This is a genomic window from Microbacterium deferens (assembly GCF_045517775.1).
Classification (GTDB): domain Bacteria; phylum Actinomycetota; class Actinomycetes; order Actinomycetales; family Microbacteriaceae; genus Microbacterium.
On the sequence record NZ_JBEUWT010000002.1, the window covers coordinates 236,722 to 250,845 of the forward strand.

At 71.0% G+C, this 14,124-nt stretch carries 15 protein-coding genes and 1 tRNA gene; 9 read left to right on the forward strand and 7 right to left on the reverse strand.

Annotated elements, in window-relative coordinates:
* Positions 1-43: 43 nt before the first annotated feature.
* Positions 44-343, reverse strand: a complete 300-nt coding sequence (locus ABTU82_RS11360) for a hypothetical protein (RefSeq protein ID WP_407173546.1) — start codon at positions 341-343, stop codon at positions 44-46.
* A gap of 164 nt (positions 344-507) precedes the next feature.
* Here ABTU82_RS11360 and ABTU82_RS11365 point away from each other — a divergent pair, with 164 nt between their 5' ends.
* Together ABTU82_RS11365 and ABTU82_RS11370 are read left to right on the forward strand one after the other, a co-directional pair.
* A complete protein-coding gene (locus tag ABTU82_RS11365; RefSeq protein WP_407173547.1) occupies positions 508-1,242 on the forward strand; it encodes a hypothetical protein in 735 nt (244 codons plus the stop codon).
* Between the two features lie 433 nt (positions 1,243-1,675).
* Positions 1,676-2,086 carry a hypothetical protein gene (locus ABTU82_RS11370; protein WP_407173548.1) on the forward strand — a complete coding sequence of 137 codons (411 nt, stop codon included), beginning with the start codon at positions 1,676-1,678 and terminating at the stop codon, positions 2,084-2,086.
* 282 nt (positions 2,087-2,368) lie between these two features.
* Here the strand turns inward: ABTU82_RS11370 and ABTU82_RS11375 are convergent, their stop codons facing one another.
* Positions 2,369-3,406 (reverse strand): LLM class flavin-dependent oxidoreductase, encoded by a 1,038-nt coding sequence (locus ABTU82_RS11375; protein ID WP_407173662.1) that lies wholly within the window; start codon positions 3,404-3,406, stop codon positions 2,369-2,371.
* Positions 3,407-3,489: 83 nt separating this feature from the next.
* Here ABTU82_RS11375 and ABTU82_RS11380 point away from each other — a divergent pair, with 83 nt between their 5' ends.
* On the forward strand, positions 3,490-4,443 hold the full coding sequence (locus ABTU82_RS11380; RefSeq protein ID WP_407173549.1) for an aldo/keto reductase: 954 nt from the start codon (positions 3,490-3,492) through the stop codon (positions 4,441-4,443).
* Positions 4,444-4,463: 20 nt separating this feature from the next.
* On the opposite strand, the gene ABTU82_RS11385 is transcribed toward ABTU82_RS11380, so the two are convergent.
* Genes ABTU82_RS11385 through ABTU82_RS11395 form a run of 3 tightly spaced genes read right to left on the reverse strand, consistent with a single transcriptional unit; the run spans position 4,464 to position 7,662 of the window.
* Positions 4,464-5,789 (reverse strand): glycosyltransferase family 2 protein, encoded by a 1,326-nt coding sequence (locus tag ABTU82_RS11385; protein WP_407173550.1) that lies wholly within the window; start codon positions 5,787-5,789, stop codon positions 4,464-4,466.
* Complete coding sequence (locus tag ABTU82_RS11390) at positions 5,786-6,766, reverse strand: glycosyltransferase (RefSeq protein WP_407173551.1); 981 nt, start codon at positions 6,764-6,766, stop codon at positions 5,786-5,788. Before ABTU82_RS11390 ends, ABTU82_RS11385 begins: the two co-directional genes overlap by 4 nt.
* Positions 6,763-7,662 (reverse strand): WcbI family polysaccharide biosynthesis putative acetyltransferase, encoded by a 900-nt coding sequence (locus tag ABTU82_RS11395; RefSeq protein ID WP_407173552.1) that lies wholly within the window; start codon positions 7,660-7,662, stop codon positions 6,763-6,765. Before ABTU82_RS11395 ends, ABTU82_RS11390 begins: the two co-directional genes overlap by 4 nt.
* A 237-nt stretch (positions 7,663-7,899) precedes the next feature.
* Between ABTU82_RS11395 and ABTU82_RS11400 the strand changes: the two genes are divergently transcribed.
* Genes ABTU82_RS11400 through ABTU82_RS11425 form a run of 6 tightly spaced genes read left to right on the forward strand, consistent with a single transcriptional unit; the run spans position 7,900 to position 13,130 of the window.
* Positions 7,900-8,910 carry a glycosyltransferase gene (locus tag ABTU82_RS11400; protein WP_407173663.1) on the forward strand — a complete coding sequence of 337 codons (1,011 nt, stop codon included), beginning with the start codon at positions 7,900-7,902 and terminating at the stop codon, positions 8,908-8,910.
* Positions 8,907-10,025: a glycosyltransferase gene (locus ABTU82_RS11405; protein WP_407173553.1), complete on the forward strand. Its 1,119-nt coding sequence runs from the start codon at positions 8,907-8,909 to the stop codon at positions 10,023-10,025. The genes ABTU82_RS11400 and ABTU82_RS11405 overlap by 4 nt, the downstream gene beginning before the upstream one ends.
* Complete coding sequence (locus ABTU82_RS11410) at positions 10,022-11,020, forward strand: glycosyltransferase (protein WP_407173554.1); 999 nt, start codon at positions 10,022-10,024, stop codon at positions 11,018-11,020. Before ABTU82_RS11405 ends, ABTU82_RS11410 begins: the two co-directional genes overlap by 4 nt.
* Positions 11,017-11,811 (forward strand): glycosyltransferase family 2 protein, encoded by a 795-nt coding sequence (locus ABTU82_RS11415; protein WP_407173555.1) that lies wholly within the window; start codon positions 11,017-11,019, stop codon positions 11,809-11,811. The genes ABTU82_RS11410 and ABTU82_RS11415 overlap by 4 nt, the downstream gene beginning before the upstream one ends.
* A 27-nt stretch (positions 11,812-11,838) precedes the next feature.
* Entirely contained in the window at positions 11,839-12,465 is a 627-nt protein-coding gene (locus ABTU82_RS11420; protein WP_407173556.1) for an SRPBCC family protein, read from the forward strand.
* Positions 12,462-13,130: a DUF4166 domain-containing protein gene (locus tag ABTU82_RS11425; protein ID WP_116647866.1), complete on the forward strand. Its 669-nt coding sequence runs from the start codon at positions 12,462-12,464 to the stop codon at positions 13,128-13,130. The genes ABTU82_RS11420 and ABTU82_RS11425 overlap by 4 nt, the downstream gene beginning before the upstream one ends.
* 139 nt (positions 13,131-13,269) lie before the next feature.
* On the opposite strand, the gene ABTU82_RS11430 is transcribed toward ABTU82_RS11425, so the two are convergent.
* Both ABTU82_RS11430 and ABTU82_RS11435 read right to left on the reverse strand, forming a co-directional pair.
* Complete coding sequence (locus tag ABTU82_RS11430) at positions 13,270-13,776, reverse strand: 2'-5' RNA ligase family protein (RefSeq protein ID WP_407173557.1); 507 nt, start codon at positions 13,774-13,776, stop codon at positions 13,270-13,272.
* Between the two features lie 204 nt (positions 13,777-13,980).
* A tRNA-Ser gene (locus ABTU82_RS11435) sits at positions 13,981-14,065 on the reverse strand.
* Positions 14,066-14,124 lie beyond the last annotated feature (59 nt).

Sequence of the window (14,124 nt, forward strand, 5' to 3'; positions counted from 1 at the left end):
CGAGCAGGCGCGGACGAGCGGCCCGCCGATGCGCGGTGCGGCCTCAGGGGTCGGAGAGGTATCCCGTGGCGGGGTCTATCCCGGCCAGGAAGTCGCGGATGGCGCGCACATGCCACTCCTCGCCGACCGGCGCGCCACCGCCTGACACGCTGAAGCCGTACCCGGGATTCGGCCCCGATATCCAGTCGTAGTGGTGCGACCCGTCGCTCTCACGTCGGCGCACGCCGAACGTCTCGCCGTCCACGATGACCGCGCCGAGATCGGTGTAGGTCTCGGGGTCGGGCAGCGCCGACGACGGGACGTAGACCCAGGCGTCGTCGGAAGGGCCTGCGTCGCTCGTCATGCGCCCGACCCTACCGAGAGGTCGATCGTGGCTTATCCGCTGAGAGTCGCCGTCTTCGACGTCCATCCGAGTGCGGGCGCGACGTACTTCGCGAACGACTCGACGATGCGGAGGTTGAACTCCACGCCCAGCTGCGTTGGGATTGCGTAATGCGTAATGGGCATATGGCATCGGAAGCGTTAGTTGAGGACGCCCGTAAGCGTGCGGTTATCTATGCGCGCATTAGCAACGATAAAGAAGGCCGCGAGGTCGGTGTTGATCGACAACAGGCCCCGACGTACGGTGACACGGCCACGGGGGCAACCGTATACACAGACGAGTCCCACGGGTATGTCGTGGGCATTGGGGCGGGCGGAACTAACGCAGGGTACGTCGTCCTCGAGAACGACTCTGCGCCTACCAGCCACGAATTTGCTATCGGTACGGATGGTGACTCGCTGTCGCTCCTCGAGGACGGTAGCGCGCTGGTGTCCGATAGCAGCGGTGCGGGTATCAACCTGATCGCGGCACCTTGGGCTCGGGATGCGAACGGTGTTGAACTGCCGACGCATTACACAGTCGAGGGCAACGTGCTTACGCAGCACATCGACACCGCCGGCGCCGTTTTCCCCGTCGTAGCAGACCCAACAAGCGAGTGTGGCATCGGATGGTGCTCGATTTACTTCAACCGCACCGAGACTTCCGCGATTGCCGCTGGCTCAGCAGAGGGTGCCACCGCGGTCGCCGCAGGCTGCGCCGCGGTCAACATCATCATTGGCGGTCTCTGCGCAGCGGGGTTTGGTCTTACCGCCGCCGTCGCTAAGGGGATCAATGATGCTGGAAACTGCTTGGGCTACAACTTCAATCCGATTTATCATGGGCCGTTCGTCGAGCCGCGAGGCACGAACCACTGCCCGTAATTTCGATAAGATGGAGAGATGATTATGCTCGTTGATCGGATCACTCCGCGGCTGTACCGATGGGCGTTTATTGTGATCGGTGTGCTAGCGGCTATCGCTACGGTTCTTGGCGTCATGGGAATGACGCCTCCCTACATCGGAATAGCTCTTTTCGTTCTCTTCGCAGTAACGCTCGCTGCCGCAGCGGCAGCGGAAGCGCGTCGTCGCTCTGCGTCGAGGCCGTCTAGTACGCGCTAGTTCCGCTCGAGTAGTACGCCCAGCTAGCTGCATCTGTATGCAGCTAGCTGGGCGTAGCTCTGTCTCCGGAAGCGTCGGTCCAGTGGCGACGGCATCACGTTGCCAGCCGCATCGCCGTCCTGAGCCTGAACGGTCTCCCGCGCTGGTAGCTCAAGCCCGCTGATATTCCTCTTATCCACACAACAGGAGGACTTTCATGGATACCAAGAGAACGAACGCAGGTGATTACGCTGACCGATCGCGTGCCGACGCTGCCGACGACCAGCGCGAGCAGCGCCACCTCAACGAGGCGAAGACCAAGCGCCGGGTGACTCTGATCGCTATTGGCATCGGCTTACTCAGCTTCAGCCTCATCGGCGTGCTGGCTGCCGCGACCCTCACCCCCGCTACACCGCAACCGAAGCCGGGTGCAACGGCCACCCGCATCCCCGAGGCGACCAACCCAGATGGTAAGCCCGGGCAGACCGTCATCACTGGCGAGAAGGAGTTTTGGGAAGCCGATGGCAAGGCCTATGCGGTTGACCTCGAGAAATGGCACCTCGCGCCCGCACCGACCGCGCCGACCTCTAAGGACTTCACTGCCGTTGAACAGCGAGCGAGTCGCTAACAGCAGGACAAAGTGGGACTCCGCACGGATGCCCATCCCCGACACCACTCCCCATCTACTCGCAGCTTCTGAGCAAGACCTCGCTCTGGAGGCCTTCCTGTGGGAGGGGGGGAGAGCGATGAAGGACTGGGAAAACTGTGGGGCGGACACCAATGTGGGTGTCCGCCCCTTCTTCTGTCCTCACGCCGCACGCCGCTCAAATGCGCTCCACCCGCGGACTACGGCGGTCTCGCAGGGTGAGTGCGAAAAGTGCGTGGATGTGCGGGCGCGGCGCACGTGCTGTTAGGTCGTTGCCTGCCGTGTCCCCTGCCATCCGAGTGCGGGCGCGACGTACTTCGCGAACGACTCGACGATGCGGAGGTTGAACTCCACGCCCAGCTGGCTCGGGATCGTGAGCATGAGGGTGTCGGCGGTGCGGATCGCGGCATCGTCGAGCAGCTGCTCGACGAGCACATCGGGCTCGGCCGCGTAGGTCTTGCCGAACGTCGAGCGGGTGCCGTCGATGATGCCGACCTGGTCGCCGTCCTGGCGGCCGCCGAAGTACATGTGGTCTTCGGCCGTCGTCAGCGGAAAGATGCTGCGGCTCACCGATGTGCGGGGAGTGCCCGCGTGGCCGGCGTCGCGCCAGGCGGCGCGGAACGCGTCGATCTGCTGCGCCTGCAGTTCGTCGAAGGGCAGGCCGCGGTCTTCGGTCAGCAGGGTCGACGACATCAGGTTCACACCCATGCGTCCGGCCCATTCGGCGCTGTCGCGGTTACCCGCACCCCACCAGACGCGCGACCGCAGGCCCGGCGATTGCGGCTCGATGGCCTGGCGGCCCACGCCGCCCCCGAACGGGCTGTGCGGATCGCGGTCGGCCAAGCCCTCGCCGTCGATCGCGCGAAGGAACGTGTCGAAGTGCTCGCGAGCGATGTCGGCACCGCGCGGGTCGGTCGACCCGGTGTAGCCGAACGCCTCGTAGCCGCGCACGACCGACTCGGGTGACCCACGGCTCACGCCGAGGGCGAGCCTTCCGTCGCTGATGAGATCGACCGCCGCGGCCTCTTCGGCAAGGTAGAGCGGGTTCTCGTAGCGCATGTCGATCACGCCGGTGCCGAGCTCGATGCGCTGCGTCTTCGCGGCGATCGCCGCGAGCAGCGGCATGGGCGATGCCTGCTGGCGCGCGAAGTGGTGCACGCGGAAGTAGATGCCGTCGGCGCCGAGCTCGTCCATGCCCTGGGCGAGGTCGATCGCCTGATGCATCGAGTCGCGGGCGGTGAGCTGATGGCCCCCGCCGAGCGGGCCGTAGTGACCGAACGAGAGTGTGCCGAAACGTTCCATGCTCACGACAACGGTCGCGGCCGCCGGAGTATTCCGATGAATGGATGCGGGAATAGCCGCGCGTCACGCGCGTTGACGCGAACATGTCACGAATCGGTAACAGCGACCTCGACGTCCTTCCTCTCTCCCTCGGCGGCAACGTGTTCGGCTGGACGGCCGACCGCGACACCTCGTTCGCCGTGCTCGATGCGTTCCACGCGGGCGGGGGAGACTTCATCGACACCGCCGATGCGTACAGCGCCTGGGCGCCGGGCAACTCGGGCGGCGAGAGCGAAACCCTCATCGGCGAATGGCTGGCCTCGCGCCGCCCCGAGAACGTCGTCGTGGCGACCAAGGTGAGTCAGCACCCGCAGTTCCGGGGGCTGTCCGCAGCGAACGTCCGCGCCGCCGCCGAAGCCTCGCTGAAGCGCCTGGGCGTCGACACGATCGATCTCTACTACGCCCACTTCGATGACGAGAGCGTGCCGCTCGAAGAGACCGTCGCCGCGTTCGGCGACCTCGTGAAGGACGGGCTCGTTCGCTACACGGCCGTGTCGAACTACACCGGCCCCCGTATCCGCGAGTGGATCGGCTACGCGCAGGCCGCGGGCAGCGCCCTCCCCGTCGCGGTGCAGCCGCACTACAACCTCGTGCACCGCAACGAGGTCGAGGAGGGCGTGGTGCCCGTGGCCGAGGAATTCGGCCTCGGACTCGTGCCGTACTCGGCATTGGCGAGCGGCTTCCTCACCGGCAAGTACCGCTCGACCGACGCGACGGGCCAGTCGTCGCCGCGCGCTCAGGGGGCGGCGAAGTACGCCACCGCGCAGGGACTGACGATCATCGACGCCCTCGAGGGCATCGGCAAGGCGCACGGCGTCTCGATCGCATCGACCGCTCTCGCGTGGCTGCGCGCGCAGCCGACGGTCGTCGCGCCGATCGCGAGCGCCAGCCGCGTCGACCAGGTCGGCGGCCTCCTCGACAGCGCGCGCGTGGATCTCACCGCCGACGAGATCGACGAGCTCACCCGCCTGTCGGAGTGGAACGCCGACCAGGGCTGACCCGGTCAGGCCCGACCCCGCTAGCGCAGGTGGTCGGGCCCGGCCCAGCCGCCGACGTGCGGCTCGACGCGCGGGTGCGGGCGGAGCGGGAAGGCCCCGTCGATCGCGATCGAGCCGACGCGCACCGCCGCCTCGTCGCCCCAGCGGGCACGCCGCGCGCGCGACCGACGACTCACGGCTCGAGCGAGCACGACGCCCTCGCTCGAGCGGATCTCCAGTTCGTCCTCATCGCCGGTGCCGAGCGCGCGCAGACGCTCGAGCAGGGCTTGGTCGGCCGGGAGCACGACCGGGCCCGCCAGGTCGACCTCGACGCGAGCGGCGGGAGAGGCGGGGTCGATCGCTCTGACGCGAGGGTCGGCGGCGAAGACCGGAGCCGGCGCCCCGTGCTCGAGCTCGACCCGGGCGCGCGGAAACGCCGCGAGCAGCGCATCCACGCAGACGAACGTGGCCGCGTCGTCGAACCGCCCGTGGAGGCGGAACACGATGTCGGCGACGGGGGAGAGCACTCCCGTTCCCCGCGAGCCGTCGACGGGGATGCGTCCGCTCAGCAGCAGCGTCTGCACGTTGCCCCGGCGCACCCGTTCCTCGGGGTCGGCCATCCGCCCCGCCCACTCCGGACCGTCGTGCCACGCGACCGCGTCGGGCACGTGGGCGAAGATCGCCCCGATCTGCCACGCTCGGTGCGCCCACTCCCAGTCTTCGCCGCCGTACTCGTCGAAGCTCTCGTCCATTCCGCCGATCTCGTCGAAGAACCAGCGGGTGCAGGCGAAGGCGGCCCCGATGATGTACCGGTACGAGCGGTCGTCGGCATCCAGCAGATCTCGCGAGCGCTCGTAGGCCTCGGAGAGCCACGCGGGTTCCGGCAGCCGGTGGGCCGGTCCGGCCGTCTCGATCGGCGCGTCGACGGGCTGCTCGGCGAGCTCTGCGTGGCGACGGCGTCCGACCGTGACGGTCTCGGGCAGCAGCGCCGGAAGCCGCGTCATCCGCCGCACGTAGCCCGGCTCTGGCGACGTGTCGGCGTCGAGGAAGCAGAGCACGTCGCCGGTGGCCCGGGTCACCCCGAGGTTGCGGACGGCCGCGGCACGGAATCCGCGATCCTCCTGGCGCACGAGGTCCACTCCGGAGGGCACGTCGGGCGCCACGGCCGAGCCGTCATCGGCGACGACCACCTGCATGAGGGCGGCCGGATAGTCCTGGCGGGCGAGGGCGGCGAGGGTGCGGGCGAGCTCCCCGGGCTGCTCGAAATGCGTGACGATGACCGTGACCGACGGCCAGGGGTTGGGCGCCGCATCCGCCACCAGATCCCACCGGTTGCCGGGCACCGTCGTGCCGAACGGAGGTCTCACCACGCGAGCCCCGCCCACCAGTCGAGGTAGGCCTCGGCGACATCGCGCCGTCCGTGCGGCACCGTCGCGGTCGACAGCCAGGTGGATTCCGGATGCTGCGCCGCCCGGCCGACCGCGGAGGTCAGCGCTTCGGGGTCGGCGACGGTCACCGTGCCGGGGCGGAGCGCGGCCATCTCGGCGATGTAGCGGTTCGCGCTCGCCACGGGCCGGCGCCCGGCCGCAATCCACGAGCCGAGCGAGCCCGAGGCCGAGACGTGGCGGTGGGCAACGACGGGAACGCCGGTCGTCCGGCAGCGTCGCAGCAGTTCGCCGTCGTCGAGGTACCCCGTGACCTCGACCGCGACGCCCTGTGACGCGGCTCCCCGCACGAAGGCCTCGAGGTCGGCGGCGTGGCCGTCGGAGGCACGACCGAGGATCGACAGCGATCCGATCCCGGCGCCGGCGGCCGCCCGCAACGCTTCGTCGTGCCCCTTACCGGGGTAGAAGAACCCGAGCACTCCGACGCTCGCGTGGGTCGCGTGGGGCTCTCCGGCGGCAGCCAGGTCGACCGGCAGCGGGATCACGCCCACGCGCTCCGCACGCACGTCGTGCTCGCGGAGCAGCTCGGCCTCGTGCCGGCTGTTGACGACGACCCCCACCGCGCTTCGCGCGACGGCGCGGTAGCACGCGAGGCGGCGCGGGAGGTTGCGCTCGCCGTCGGACGGCTGCGGCACGTCGTGGAACGTGACCGAGAGCGGATGCTGCGCGGCCAGCCGCGTCACGATCGTCGCCGCGTCTTCGGGCGAGCCGGCCCACAGCCGATCGGTGAACTGCAGGTGGAGGGGAGTGCCGACGGCGAGGGATGCCAGCTCGCCGCGGAGCACCGCCAGGTCGGAGAATCCCGCGTCGGCGATCGCGTCGGCCACGTCGCGCGCGTAGGTCGCGACGCCGTGCTGATCGACGTCGTGCACGACCACCCGGGGGAGCCGTGCCGTCATCCGCGCCACCTCCGCAGCAACGGGGCGAGGCGGCCCACGGCGCGCTCGACGTAGATCGGGTGGTCGCGATACCAGGCGCCCTGTGCCTCGCGCACCTCGGCGGCCGCGACCCGCTCTCCTGCGATCAGCCAGAAGTCGGTGGGTTCGTCGGCAAGGCCCCAGGCGTCGGCGACCCACGCCTCTCTCGGCGCCTGCACGCCCGCCAGCAGCGGGCGACCGGGGTCGGTCGGCGAATGGGGCGAACCGAGCGCCTCGAGCACGCGCGCCCCGAGCCCGAGCCAGATCGGGTTGCCGGGGTGGTTGACCGTGCGCATGTGATCGAAGGTCGGCCGGGAGAACAGATCCGATGCGGCGACGTCGAGGTCGTCCTCGCGGCGACGCAGCTCGGCCAGCGCGTCGCCGGCGACCGCGCGCACCGCATCGCGATCGAGTCGCTCCGCAAGCGGAAGACCGGCGGCGAGCGCCAGTTGCCGGACGTCGAGGTAGTCGACGTACGGCGGGAGCTCGGGCACCTCCGGCACCCGGATCACCCATTGGAAGGGCTGCAGCCCGGTGTAGCGCACGATGGGAACGGTCACCGCGCGTGCCCCGGCAGGCAGGAGCGCGCGCAGCTGCCCGGTGCCCAGGGGCAGGCCGTGGTAGTCGTCGCGCACCGGTTGAGCGACGAGGAACGGCGCCCGCGAGATCAGTCGGTGCAGGAGCGGCACCTCGCTCGGGGCGATCTCGTGCACGGGCGGCACCCGCACCGTGGGAGTGCCGGGCGTGTCGATGACGATCCGCAGCGACTCCGCCTGGCAGTTGCCGACCACGACTCCGGCGCCGGCGGGGGCGTCGCGGAGACCGTAGAACTCGCCGTAGTGGAGTCGTCGCCCCTCGTCGTCGGAGGCTTTTACCACCGGGGTCGCCGATACCGCAACCGCCGGATGGGGAAGTGACGCCGGACTCATAGTGAGAAACGTATATCGTCGGAGTCGTCGCCTCCCTCGCCGAGGGATCGCGTTGCGAGGACTCCGCCCGTGCGGTAGGCCGCACGCGAGAGCTTCACAGCGAGGAGGACGACCATCGGTTCCCAGGCTCAGCCGTTCGTCCGCGTCGCCGCGGTTCCCGCGCAGCATCCGTACTCCCGGGCGATCATCGATGCCGATCGTGTCGCCGTCCTCGCCGACCCGCCCCCGCCGGGCGCCGCTGCCGGCCAGTGGTGGCCGCCGCAGATCCTCGATGCCGAGTGGATCCGTCGGCACAGTGACGAGTTCGACCTGCTGCACCTGCACTTCGGCGCGGAGTCGTACACGCCCGAGCACGTGCTCGCCGCCGTCCGGGCCGCCCAGCAGGCCGGCAAGCCCGTGGTCTACACGGTGCACGACCTCGAGAACCCGCAGCTGGCCGACCAGTCGGGGCACGTCCGCATGCTCGACGCGATCATCCCTGCCGTCGACGTGCTGGTGACCCTGACACCCTCGGCGCGCGATGAGATCGCCGAGCGCTGGGGGCGCGAGGCCGTGGTCATCTCCCACCCCACGCTGCTCGAGACGGGCGCCGTGACGGGGCGCCCGCGCCACGGTCGCCGGATCGGCGTGCACCTGCGCGACCTGCGTCCGAACATCGATGCCGTCGGCGTGGTCACGACCCTGGTCCGCGCCGTGGCCGAGCTGCGAGCAGCCGGGGGCGACGTCGTCGGGATCGTCCGGCTCAACGAGAGCGTGCGCGACGAGGAGACGGCGCGCATTCTCGAACACCTCGCCGGTGACGGCGTGGAGATCGTCCGCGCCGCGCGGCTCTCCGACGACGACCTCGCCGCGGCGCTCGCCGATCTCGACGCGTGCGTGCTGCCCTACGCGCACGGCACCCACTCGGGGTGGCTCGAGCTGTGCTACGACCTTGCGGTACCCGTGATCGGGCCGCGCGGCGGACATTTCCGCGATCAGCATCCATCCGACTACACCCGGTACGACATCGGCGACCCGCTCTCTCTCGCCGCCGCGATCGAGCACGCCACGCTCCCGGCGTGGTCGGCCCCTGGCTCCACGGCCCGCATCGCCGAGGTCGCGGCGCGTGCCGTCGACCGCGCGGCGCAACGCGTCGACGTGCGCGCAGCGCACGCCGATCTGTATCGAGACCTGACGACGCACAGGTCTGCCGCGTGACGGGGCGGGCACTGCGCGTCGCCGTCATCGCGCCGTCGCGGCATCCCATCCGCCAACCGCACCCCGGGGGCCTCGAGGCGTGCGTGTGGGAGCGCGTGCGGGGTCTGCGCGCGCGGGGTCACGAGGTCACGCTCTGCGGGCCCGACGGGTCGGACTTCCTCGACGGACCACCCGAGTTCGTGCTGCCGCGTCCGCACTGGGCGAGCGACGAGGAACCCTCCGACACCGCCTACCCCCGCGGCTACCTCGAGCGGATCGACGACGCGATGGAACGGGCCATGGGCCACCTCGCGCGCCACCGCACCCGCTTCGACGTGATCGACAATCACAGCCTCCACGGCGCCCCCATCGCGTGGCGCGACCGGGTCGGCATCCCCATGGTCACGACCCTCCACACCCCGCCGCTTCCCGACATGATCGCCGCGGCGCGGTCGACGGCGGGCGCCGAGCACCGGTTCCTCTCGGTCAGTCGGCACACCGCTCGGGAGTGGGACGCCGCCGGGGTCGAGTCCACGGTCTTCCCCAACGGCGTCGACACCGACCGGTGGACGGCAGGACCCGGTGGCGACCGCTGGGTGTGGTTCGGCCGCATCGTGCCCGAGAAGGCGCCGCACCTCGCCATCGACGCCGCCCTTCTCGCCGGCAAACGCATCGTGCTCGCCGGCCGGGTCGGCGACGCCGAGTACTTCGAGACCGAGGTGAGGCCGCGTCTGGGCTCGCAGGCCCGCTACGTCGGGGCCCTCCGCCAGAGCGCCCTCGCCCGACTCGTCGGCCGAAGTGCCGTGGCCCTCGTCACCCCGATGTGGGACGAACCGTTCGGGCTCGTCCTCGCCGAGACCCTCGCCACCGGCACACCGCTGGCCGCGTTCGACGCCGGGGGCGTGCGCGAGGTCGTCGCCGCGGCGCCCGGGGCCATGGTCGTTTCGCGCGGAGACATCGACTCGCTCGCGCTGGCGGCCGCCGAGCTCGCCGAGAGGTCGGCCCTCGAACCGGGTTTGCGGGTGCAGATCCGGGCGGCCGCCGTCGCGCAGTTCTCTCTCGAACGGCGCCACACGCAGCTCGAGGGGCTGCTCGCCTCGGTGTCCGTGGGCGCCCAGCGTCTCGAGGTCGCATGACCGCGGTCGGCTGGTACGTGCACCATCACGGGCGCGGTCACCTCACGAGGTTCGAGGCCGTGCGTCCGCACCTGCCCGGTCGGGTCGTCGCGTTCTCCTCGCTCGAAGCGCCGTCCGACCTGCCGCCCGACACGCGATGGGTCGAGCTGCCCCGTGATGACGCTGCGTACGTCCGCAACGGCGAGAGCATCGATCCGCGCTCGTCCGACCCGACGGCGGGGGGTCTGCTGCACTGGGCGCCGCTCGACCACCCGGGGCATCGGCGACGGCTCGCCGCGATCGCCGCAGCATCCATCGATCTCGACGCGTTCGTGGTCGACGTCTCGGTCGAGGTGGCGCTGTGGGTGCGGCTGCTGGGTCTTCCGACCGTCGTCGTGACGCAGCCCGGAGACCGCACGGACGGCGTGCACGCCCTCGCCTATCGCGCGGCAGACCGCATTCTCGCGCCCTGGCCCGAGGGGTCGGTGCCGTCGGTCGCCCTCGACGAGGCGCGCGACCGTGTCGCGTGGGTGGGCGGCGTCTCGCGGTTCGCCGGGCGCTCCCGCACCGTCGCGCGCGAGCCGCGGTCGGTGCTGGTGCTCGGCGCCGCGCTCGCCGGCGGGGCACTCGAGCGCGCCCGCGCCGAGGCCACGAACGCCGGGTGGACGTTCCGCACGGTCGGAACGGATGCTGCGCAGTGGAGCGCCGACCCGTGGGACGCCCTGTGCGCGGCCGAGGTCGTCGTCAGCGCAGCCGGCCAGAACAGCGTGGCCGACCTGGCCGCCGCCGGCGCGCGCGCCGTGGTGATCGCGCAGGAGCGCCCGTTCGACGAGCAGGCGGCGACCGCGGCGGAGCTCGACCGAGCGGGGCTCGCCGTGGTGTCGCACCCGCCGGAGCCCGGCGAATTCGTCGATCTGCTCGACCGGGCCCGCGCGCTCGACCCGCGGTGGGAGCGGTGGCGCACCGACGGTGCGCCCGAGCGCGCCGCGGCCGTGATCGCGTCGGTGAGGCGATGACGACGGCGGTGCTGACCGTCGCCTCGCGGGCGAGAGCCGCGCACGTCGAGCGTCAGCGCGCGTTCCTCGCGCAGCTCGATCGCTCCGACGTGCTGCGGGTGGAGGCCTGGCTCGACCCCGAACCGCCCACCGGCGACGGCGTTCTCGTGCACGTGCCGCCGGGGGAGTTCGGGTTGCGCGTGGGCGAGGGGCGAAACGCCGCTGCCGCCACGGCGATCGCCGCCGGCGCAGACCTGTTGATCTTCCTCGACGCCGACTGTCTGCCGGGTCCGGGCCTGATCGAGCGCTACGACGCGGTGGCTCGCGAGCCCGGCCTCTACGCCGGGCCCGTGACGTACCTCGCCGAGGGCACCGTGCCCGAGAACCTCCGCGCGCTCGAGGGGCTGACGCGACCGCACGCGGCGCGACCGTGGCCGGCCGACGGCGAGGTGATCCGCGCCGACCCGGCGGCCTACGACCTGTTCTGGTCGCTCTCGTTCGCCGTGTCGGCGTCGACATGGGAGGAGCTGGGCGGCTTCTCCGAGGCGTTCCAGGGCTACGGCGCTGAAGACACCGATTTCGCCTGGCGCGCGCGAGAGATGGCCGTGCCGCTGTTGTGGGTGGGTGGCGCGCACGCCTACCACCAGTGGCATCCCACCTCCGATCCGCCCTGGCAGCACCTCGACGACATCCTCCGCAACGGTGCCGTCTTCGCCCACCGATGGGGTCGCTGGCCGATGAGCGGCTGGCTGGAGAAGTTCGAGCAGGCCGGCGCGATCACCCGCGACGGGGAGGGCTGGCGCCGCGTCTGACGCGTGGTCGCGGGCTACGCTCGAGACGTGGGGCGCTCCGGGATCTACGTCGAGACGACGATCCGGGCACCGATGGAGACCGTGTGGTCGCTGTCGCAGGACGCCGCGGCCCACCCCCGCTGGGACGTACGGTTCTCGCGGATCGTGCCCGTCCCCGGTGACGACGGACCGACCCACTTCACGTACGAACGGGGCGTGGTGGTCCACACCGTGCGCGGCACCGGCGTGAGCATCGGCGAGACCGAGCGCCCCGACGGCTCACGCACCTCGGCCCTGCGGTTCTCGACCGAAGATCGGCTCTCACCCATCCGCGAGGGGCGGGGGTACTGGCGCTACATCCCGACCGCAGGCGGGGTGCGCTTCGTGACCGGATACGACTACGACCCGGGGTGGGGGCGGGTGCTGGACGCCCTCGTGCGCCCGGCCCTCGGCTGGGCCACGGCGTGGAGTTTCGACCGCCTCCGCATCTGGGCCGAACGCGACGAGCCGCCCGAGCGGTGGCCGCTGCGCAGCATCCTGTGGTTCTGGCGTCCCGACCGTCCGCGGGCGGCCCGCTGCCGTCGCGCGCCGGCGGGCGGTCGTCGCCGTGATGACCAGCTGACGGATGCGCCCCCGACGCTCGACGACCTGCCCGCGCCGAGGCGGCGACGATGACCTCGATCTTCGAGACCGCCCTGGGCGCCGACTTCCAGCGGCTCCACCCCATGCTGCAGCGACGGTTCGGCGTCGGTCTCGAGACCGGCGAGGCGTGCGTCGGACGCGGGGTGATGGATCACATCCGTCGTGGTCCGTGGTGGACCGTGCCTTTCCTGCAGATCGGGCGACTGCGCAACATCCTCATCCCCGATACCGGTGTCGCGGTGCCGTTCGTCATCGAGAACTACCCGTACCTCGACCCGTTCGGCCGTGAGACGGTCACCTTCGTGCGCGAGTATGCGGTCGGCGAGCGCGTGAGCCGCTTCGACGCGACCATGATCCTCGACGACGGCCGCATCATCGACTATCTGGGCACCCACCAGCACCTCGCGGTCGACCTCGATCTGTCGGTCGACGACGACGGCTCGCTCGTGCTCCGCTCCGAGGCCCAGCGGTTCTACGAGGGGCCGATCGCCTTCCGCTTCCCGATGCTCTTCAGCGGACGCGCGCGCCTGCGCGAGACCTATGACGACGTCGCCGGGGTGTTCCGCATCGACCTCGAGGTGCACAACGATCGCCTCGGCTTCCTCTTCGGATACCGCGGCTCCTTCGCCTGCGAGTGGGTGGCCGCCTCCGACGCGCCGGAACGACTCAAGCCCCGCCGTCACGAGCACCGCACCTGAGCGGCGTCCCGCCCCGGCGAGGCGGCGACATCGGTTCAGAACGCAGGAGGAACGGCGTCGATCTGCGCCCGACCCGGCTCTCTTGCCGCATCCTTCCTGGATTCTGAACGCAGGCGGCGTGCGAAGTACCGTGGCCGCCTCACCGCAGGTCGGTGACGGTGGCGGAGGCGGCGTCCCATCGCCGGAGCGACAGCCCGAATCCGACGTGGGGGCCGCCGAGCAGGGCGAGCGCCTGGGGGAGGGTCTCGAGCCGCAGCCGGCGCGCGAGGGTGACGTGCGGGGTCCAGTCGCCGGGCGCGGTGTGCGCCGCATCCGCTCCCGGTCCGGCGGCGGCGTGGACGGCGGCGTGGAGGGAGACGAGCTCGGCGCTCGGCGCGACCCGCCACGCGAGGACTCCGCGGTCGCCGTGGCCGAAGACGACCGGTTCGGCGAGGGTTACGGGGACGGGCAGCCGGGCGATGGCGTCGTGGAAGGCGAACGTCGCGAGCTCGGGGCGCACGAGCAGCGTGACGTGCGGGCGGTTCGTGGGGGAGTGGTACGCGCCGAGGCTCGACATGCCCGCCGCAGCAAGACCGTGCCAGTCGGCGCGCACCCGCGCCTCGGTGTCGGGGTCGAGAAGAAGCTCGATGCTGACGACGTCGCTCATGTCTCCAGCGACAGTACCGTCGCCTGCCGCTGCCCCGGCCGGCCTGAGTCGAGGGCAATCGGCCCGCGCGCGGGCAAACGGCGCCTGATTGCCCGCGCCCGGGCCGAAAGCCCGCGTCTCGGGAACGCTGCCCGCCAGGAACAGCCGCAGGCCCGATACAGAGAAGAAGACGCCGCCCCTGACGGGACGACGTCTTCTCTGCGGCGGAGGATAGGGGATTCGAACCCCTGAGAGCTTTCACTCAACACGCTTTCCAAGCGTGCGCCATAGGCCACTAGGCGAATCCTCCATGGCCTCGAAGGGCCGACGAACATCCTACCCCGGGTGCGGCACCGACCCGTGCCCGGC